The 6,476-nt window shown below is 68.4% G+C and carries 2 protein-coding genes; both read left to right on the plus strand.

Going from position 1 to position 6,476, the window contains the following annotated elements:
• Nucleotides 1-47 precede the first annotated feature (47 nt).
• Nucleotides 48-3,182, plus strand: a complete 3,135-nt coding sequence (locus HUU96_RS09230) for an efflux RND transporter permease subunit (RefSeq protein ID WP_174292531.1) — start codon at nucleotides 48-50, stop codon at nucleotides 3,180-3,182.
• Nucleotides 3,179-6,476, plus strand: a 3,298-nt coding sequence (locus HUU96_RS09235; RefSeq protein ID WP_174292532.1) for an efflux RND transporter permease subunit, incomplete at its 3' end; no start/stop codon positions are given. The genes HUU96_RS09230 and HUU96_RS09235, both read left to right, overlap by 4 nt.

The following is a 6,476-nucleotide window of genomic DNA, read 5'->3' on the forward strand; positions in this document are numbered from 1 at the left end:
ACGGCGCGGCGGCAGCCAAAGCGGGTCGGGCGGCTGATCGCCCGCTGATGGGTCCCTCGCGCCTCTTCATCCTGCGGCCGGTCGCTACCGCGCTGTTCATGGTCGCGATCGTGCTGGCCGGGCTGGTCGGTTTCCGCCTGCTGTCGCTGTCGGCGCTGCCGGAGGTCGATTACCCGACCATTCAGGTGACGACGCTCTATCCCGGCGGCTCGCCCGAGGTGATGAGCCAGACCGTCACCGCACCACTGGAGCGCCAGTTCGGGCAGATGCCGGGGCTGGCGCGGATGGAGTCGACCAGTTCGTCGGGCGCGTCGATCGTCACCTTGCAGTTCAACCTGTCCGAAAGCCTCGACGTCGCCGAGCAGGAGGTGCAGGCGGCGATCAACGCGAGCCAGGCGCTGCTCCCCGCGGACCTGCCCGCGCCGCCGGTGTATGCCAAGATCAACCCCGCCGACGCGCCGGTGCTGACGATCGCGATCAGTTCCGACACCATGCCGCTGACCCAGGTTCAGTCGATCGTCGACACCCGGCTGGCGCAGAAGATCGCGCAGATCAGCGGCGTCGGCCAGGTCGGCCTCGCCGGCGGGCAGAAGCCGGCGATGCGCATCCGCGCCGACACCCAGAAGCTCGCCAGCTATGGCCTGTCGCTGTCCCAGCTGCGGACCGCGATCACCGGGGCCAATGCCAACGCCGCCAAGGGCAGCTTCGACGGGCCCGCCCGGTCGTACCAGATCAACAGCAACGACCAGCTGGAGAGCGTCGACGACTATAACAACCTGATCGTGACGTACCTCAACGGCTCGCCGGTGCGGCTGAAGGACGTGGCGCAGGTGGTCGAGGGGGCGGAGAATGCGCGGTTGGGCGCGCTGGCGGGGCGGACGCCGGCAATCATCCTCAACGTCCAGCGCCAGCCCGGTGCCAACGTCATCGCCACCACCGATGCAATCAAGCGCCAGCTGCCCGAGCTTCTGAAGTCGCTGCCCGCCGGCCTGCACGCGCAGGTGCTCGCCGACCGCACCACCGGCATCCGCGCCTCGGTCGAGGATGTCGAGTTCGAGCTGGTGCTGGCGGTGATGCTGGTGGTGCTGGTGATCTTCTTCTTCCTCCACTCCGGCCGGGCGACGTTGGTGGCGGGGCTGGCGGTGCCGATCAGCCTGGTCGGCACGTTCGGCGTCATGTACCTGCTCGGCTACAGCCTCGACAATCTGTCGCTGATGGCGCTGACCATCGCCACCGGCTTCGTGGTCGATGACGCGATCGTGATGATCGAGAACATTCAGCGCCATATCGAGGACGGGATGAAGCCGTTCGCGGCGGCGTTGAAGGGCGCGGCGGAGATCGGTTTCACCATCATCTCGCTGACCGTCTCGCTGATCGCGGTGCTGATCCCGCTGCTGTTCATGGGCGACATTGTCGGCCGGCTGTTCCGCGAGTTCGCGGTAACGCTGGCGGTGACCATCCTCATCTCGGCGCTGGTGTCGCTGACGCTGACGCCGATGCTGTCGGCGCGCTGGCTCAAGGACGCGCATGACGAGCGCCCCAGCCGGATCGCCCAGCGCTCGGCCGCAGGGTTTGCCTGGCTGGAGGGGCATTATGAGCACGGCCTCGACTGGGTGCTGGCGCGGCGCTTCGCGACGCTAATGGTGGCGGTGGCGACGCTGGTGCTGACGGTGCTGCTCTACCTCGTCATCCCCAAGGGGCTGTTCCCGACCCAGGATACCGGCCAGCTCCAGGCGCGGCTGATCGCCACCACCGGCGTGTCCTACGCGAAGATGGCCGACCTGCAGGCGCAGGCGGCCGACGTCATCCTGCAGGACAAGGCGGTGGCGTCGCTGTCGGCCTATGTCGGCGTCGATGGCTCGAACAACGCCTCGCTCAACTCGGGGACGATGCTGATCAACCTGGCCGGCAGCCACGGCAATCAGGCAAGGCTGATGCAGCGGCTGACCGACGCGGTCGACCAGCGCATCCCGGGCGTGGTGCTGTACCTCCAGCCGACCCAGGACCTCACCATCGACGCGGAGAGCGGCCCGACGCAGTACCGTCTGTCGGTGCAGGGCTCCAACACCGCCGACGTCACCGCGGAATCAAAGCGGATCGTCGCGGCGTTGCGGCAGGTGTCGAAGGTCGCGCATGTTTCCTCGACCGCGGGCGCGACCGGACCGGCGGCGTACATCACCGTCAACCGCGACACCGCCGCGCGGCTCAACATCACCGCGTCGAGCGTCGACGACACGCTGTATTCCGCGTTCGGCCAGCGCATCGTCTCGACTATCTTCACCGAGACGACGCAGTATCGCGTCATCCTGGAGGCGGTGCCGGGGCTGGTCACCGATCCCGCCTCGCTCGGCCTGCTCCACCTGCCGGCGCAGGGCGGGGCGACGCCGCTCGGTGCGGTGGCGACGGTCAGGGAGGGCATCTCGCCCCTTGCAGTGACGCATGTCGGCCAGTTCCCGGCAGCGACCGTCAATTTCGATGCCGCCCCCGGCGTGTCGCTCGGCACCGCCACCGCGGCGATTCAGAAAGCGGTCGACAAGCTGTCGCTCAAGCCGGGCGTCACCATCACCTTCCTCGGTGCGTCAGGCGCGTTTGGCAATTCGCTCAACAACCAGCTCTACCTGATCCTGGCGGCGGTGATCTGCGTCTATATCGTGCTGGGCGTGCTCTATGAGAGCTTCATTCACCCGCTGACCATCCTGTCGACGCTGCCCTCGGCCGGTGCCGGCGCGCTGTTCGCGCTGTGGATCACCGGCCACGACCTCGACATCATCGGCATCATCGGCATCGTCCTCCTGATCGGCATCGTGAAGAAGAACGCGATCATGATGATCGACTTCGCCATCGCCGCCGAGCGTGACGAGGGGCTGGAGCCGGCCGCGGCGATCCGCCAGGCGGCGATCCTGCGCTTCCGGCCGATCCTGATGACGACGCTGGCGGCGCTGTTCGCGGCGGTGCCGCTGATGGTCGGCTTCGGCGAGGGTGCGGAGCTGCGCCGGCCCCTGGGCATCGCCATCTTCGGCGGGCTGATGGTCAGCCAGCTGCTGACGGTGTTCACGACGCCGATCGTCTATCTCTATTTCGATCGCGCGCAGCAGCGGCTGGCGCGGCGCGGCTGGGGCGTCAAGGCCAGCCCCGACATCGGTCCCGAGGCGGACGGCGCTGTCGCGGGCGCACACGCGTGAACCTTTCCGCGCCCTTCATCCGGCGGCCGATCGGCACTGTTCTGCTGACGATCGGCATCGCGCTGGCCGGCATCGCGGCGTTCCTGCACCTGCCGGTCGCGCCGCTGCCGCAGGTCGATTTCCCGGTCATCAGCGTTCAGGCGAGCCTCGCCGGGGCCAGCCCCGAGGTGATGGCGCAGAGCGTCGCCACCCCGCTCGAACGCCGCCTCGCCACCATCGCCGGGGTCAACGAGATGACCTCGTCCAGCTCGCTCGGCTCGACGCGGGTGATCCTCCAGTTCGACCTCGCCAAGAACATCGACACCGCCGCGCGCGAGGTGCAGGCGGCGATCAGCGCCAGCCGCGTCGACCTGCCGGCGACGCTCAAGCAGAACCCGACATATCGCAAGGTCAACCCCGCCGGTCAGCCGGTCATCACCCTGGCACTGACCAGCGATACCAAGACCGCCGGCCAGATCTATGACGCGGTGTCCAACATCGTCCAGCAGCACATGCTCCAGATCCAGGGCGTCGGCGACGTCGAGGTCGGCGGCGGCAGCCTGCCGGCGGTGCGGGTCGACGTCGATCCCTATCGGCTCAACTCCTACGGCATCGCCATGGAGGATGTGCGCGCCGCGATCGAAGCGGCCAACGCCAACCGTCCCAAGGGGCTGCTGCAGAGCCCGGTCACCGGCCGCGCCTGGCAGATCTACACCAACGCCGCCGGCCGCGTCGCGGGTGACTATCGCCCGCTGGTGATCGCCTGGCGCAACGGCGGCGCGGTGCGGTTGGGCGATATCGCCACCGTCAGCGACAGCGTCGCCGACCTGCGCACGCTCGGCCTCTACAACGGCAAGCGCGCGGTGGTGGTCAACATCACCCAGCAGCCCGACGCCAACCTGATCAAGATGGTCGACGCCATCCGCGCCGAGCTGCCGGCGTTGCGTGCGCAGATCCCCGCCGACATCAACATGGCGGTGGCGGTCGATCGCACCAGCAGCATCCGCGCCTCGATCCGCGAGATCGAGATCACCGTCGTCATCGCGCTGATCCTGGTCGTGCTGGTGGTGTTCGCGTTCCTGCGCGACGTGCGCTCGACGATGATCCCGGCGGTGGCGACGATCGTGTCGCTGCTCGGCACCTTCGGCATCATGTACCTGATCGGGTTCAGCCTCAACAACCTGTCGCTGATGGCGGTCACCGTCGCGACCGGCTTCGTCGTCGACGACGCGATCGTCGTGCTGGAGAACACCACCCGCCATCTGGAGGCGGGCATGGGCCGGTTCCAAGCAGCGCTGACCGGTGCGTCGGAAGTCGGCTTCACCGTCCTGTCGATCTCGATCAGCCTGGTCGCGGTGTTCATCCCGCTGCTGTTCCTCGGCGGCATCATCGGCCGGCTGTTCCGCGAGTTCTCGGTGACGCTGTCGGTGGCGGTGATGATCAGCCTCGTCCTGTCGCTCACCACCACGCCGATGCTGTGCGCCTGGTTCCTGCGCCCCAATACCTCGAACGAGCCGCCGCCGCAGGGCCGCGTCTCGCGGCTGCTGGAGCGCGGCTACAATCGCATGGAGCGCACCTATGCGCGCTCGCTCGACTGGGCGCTGGCGATGCGGCCGCTGGTGCTCTTGATGCTGCTCGCGGCGGTGTGCCTCACCGTCTATCTCTACGTCGCGGTACCCAAGGGCTTTTTCCCGCAACAGGAAAGCCCGCTGCTGATGGCGGGCGTGCGCGCCGACGAGAGCGTGTCGTTCCAGTCGATGCAGGGCAAGCTGCAGCAGGTGGTCGGCATCATCAAGCATGATCGCGCTGTGCAGAGCGTGGTCGGCTTCACCGGCGGCAGCCGCGCCGGCGGGGCGTTCATGATGGTCGCGCTGAAGCCGGTGCAGCAGCGCCCGGGCCAGCCGAGCAGCGTCGTGATCCAGCGACTGCAGCGCCGGCTGCAGCCGGTGACCGGCATCCGCCTGTTCCTGGTGCCGGTGCAGGACCTGCGCGCCGGCGGCCGGTCGGGCAATGCCACCTATCAATACACGCTGATGGCCGATTCGACCGCGGCGCTGAAGATCTGGGCGCAGAAGCTGACCAAGGCGATGGAGCAGAGCCCGGTCGTCACCAACGTCGACAGCGACCTTGCCGAGAACGGCGTCGAGAGCTTCGTGACAATCGACAAGGACGCCGCCAGCCGCATCGGCATCACCCCGACCGCGGTCGACAACGCGCTGTACGACGCGTTCGGCCAGCGCAACGTCGCCACCATCTATGAGGACATCAACCAGTATAGCGTCATCCTCGGCTGGACGCGGAATGCCACCAACGGGCCGCAGGACCTGCCCGACATCCGCGTGCCGATCGGTGCCGCCGGCCAGACCTCGGGCGCGGCGGCGACCACCAGCAGCGCCACCTCGACCGTGACCGGCACCAGCATCACCACCGCCACGCCGCTGGCATCCGGCGCGACCGTCACCGCCAGCACCGGCCAGTCGACCTCCAACGCCACCAGCTCGGTCTCGACCAACCCGGCGCTGCGCAGCGCGTCGACCGGGTCGGCGCTCAGCAACACCGCGCGGATGATGGTGCCGCTGCAATCGGTGGCGAGCATCGCCCAGGCCCCGACCGCGGCCAGCGTCAACCACCAGGGTACCGAGGTGGCGGCGACCATCTCGTTTGACCTCGCGCCTGGCCATTCGCTGTCGCAGGCCGCGACCGCGTTCAGCGAGGCGGAAGCGCGCATCGCGCTGCCCAACACCGTCCATGGAGGCTTTGCCGGCACCGCGCTCCAGTTCGCGCAAGGCCAGGGATCGCAGTCGCTGCTGATCCTCGCCGCGCTGGTGACGATCTACATCGTGCTGGGGATGCTGTACGAGAACCTGCTGCATCCGCTGACGGTGCTGTCGACGCTGCCCGCGGCCGGCGTCGGCGCGGTGCTGGCGCTGATGATCTTCGGGCTGGAGTTCGACGTGATCGCGCTGATCGGCGTGTTCCTCTTGATGGGACTGGTCAAGAAGAACGCGATCCTGATCATCGACTTCGCGCTTCATGCCGAGCGCGACCGCGGCCTCACCGCCCAGCAGGCAGCGCGTGAGGCGAGCCTGCTGCGCTTCCGCCCGATCCTGATGACGACGCTCGCCGCCGCGTTGGGCGCGCTGCCGCTGGCGATCGGCTTTGGCGAAGGCGCGGAGCTGCGCCGGCCGCTGGGTGTCGCGATCATCGGCGGGTTGATCGCGAGCCAGCTCCTGACCCTCATCACCACGCCTGTCGTCTATGTCGCGCTCGACGGGCTCGCCCAGCGCCGCCGCGCGCGCCAGGCGCGCCGCCGCG

Source organism: Sphingomonas bacterium (assembly GCF_903644135.1).
Classification (GTDB): Bacteria; Pseudomonadota; Alphaproteobacteria; order Sphingomonadales; family Sphingomonadaceae; genus Sphingomonas.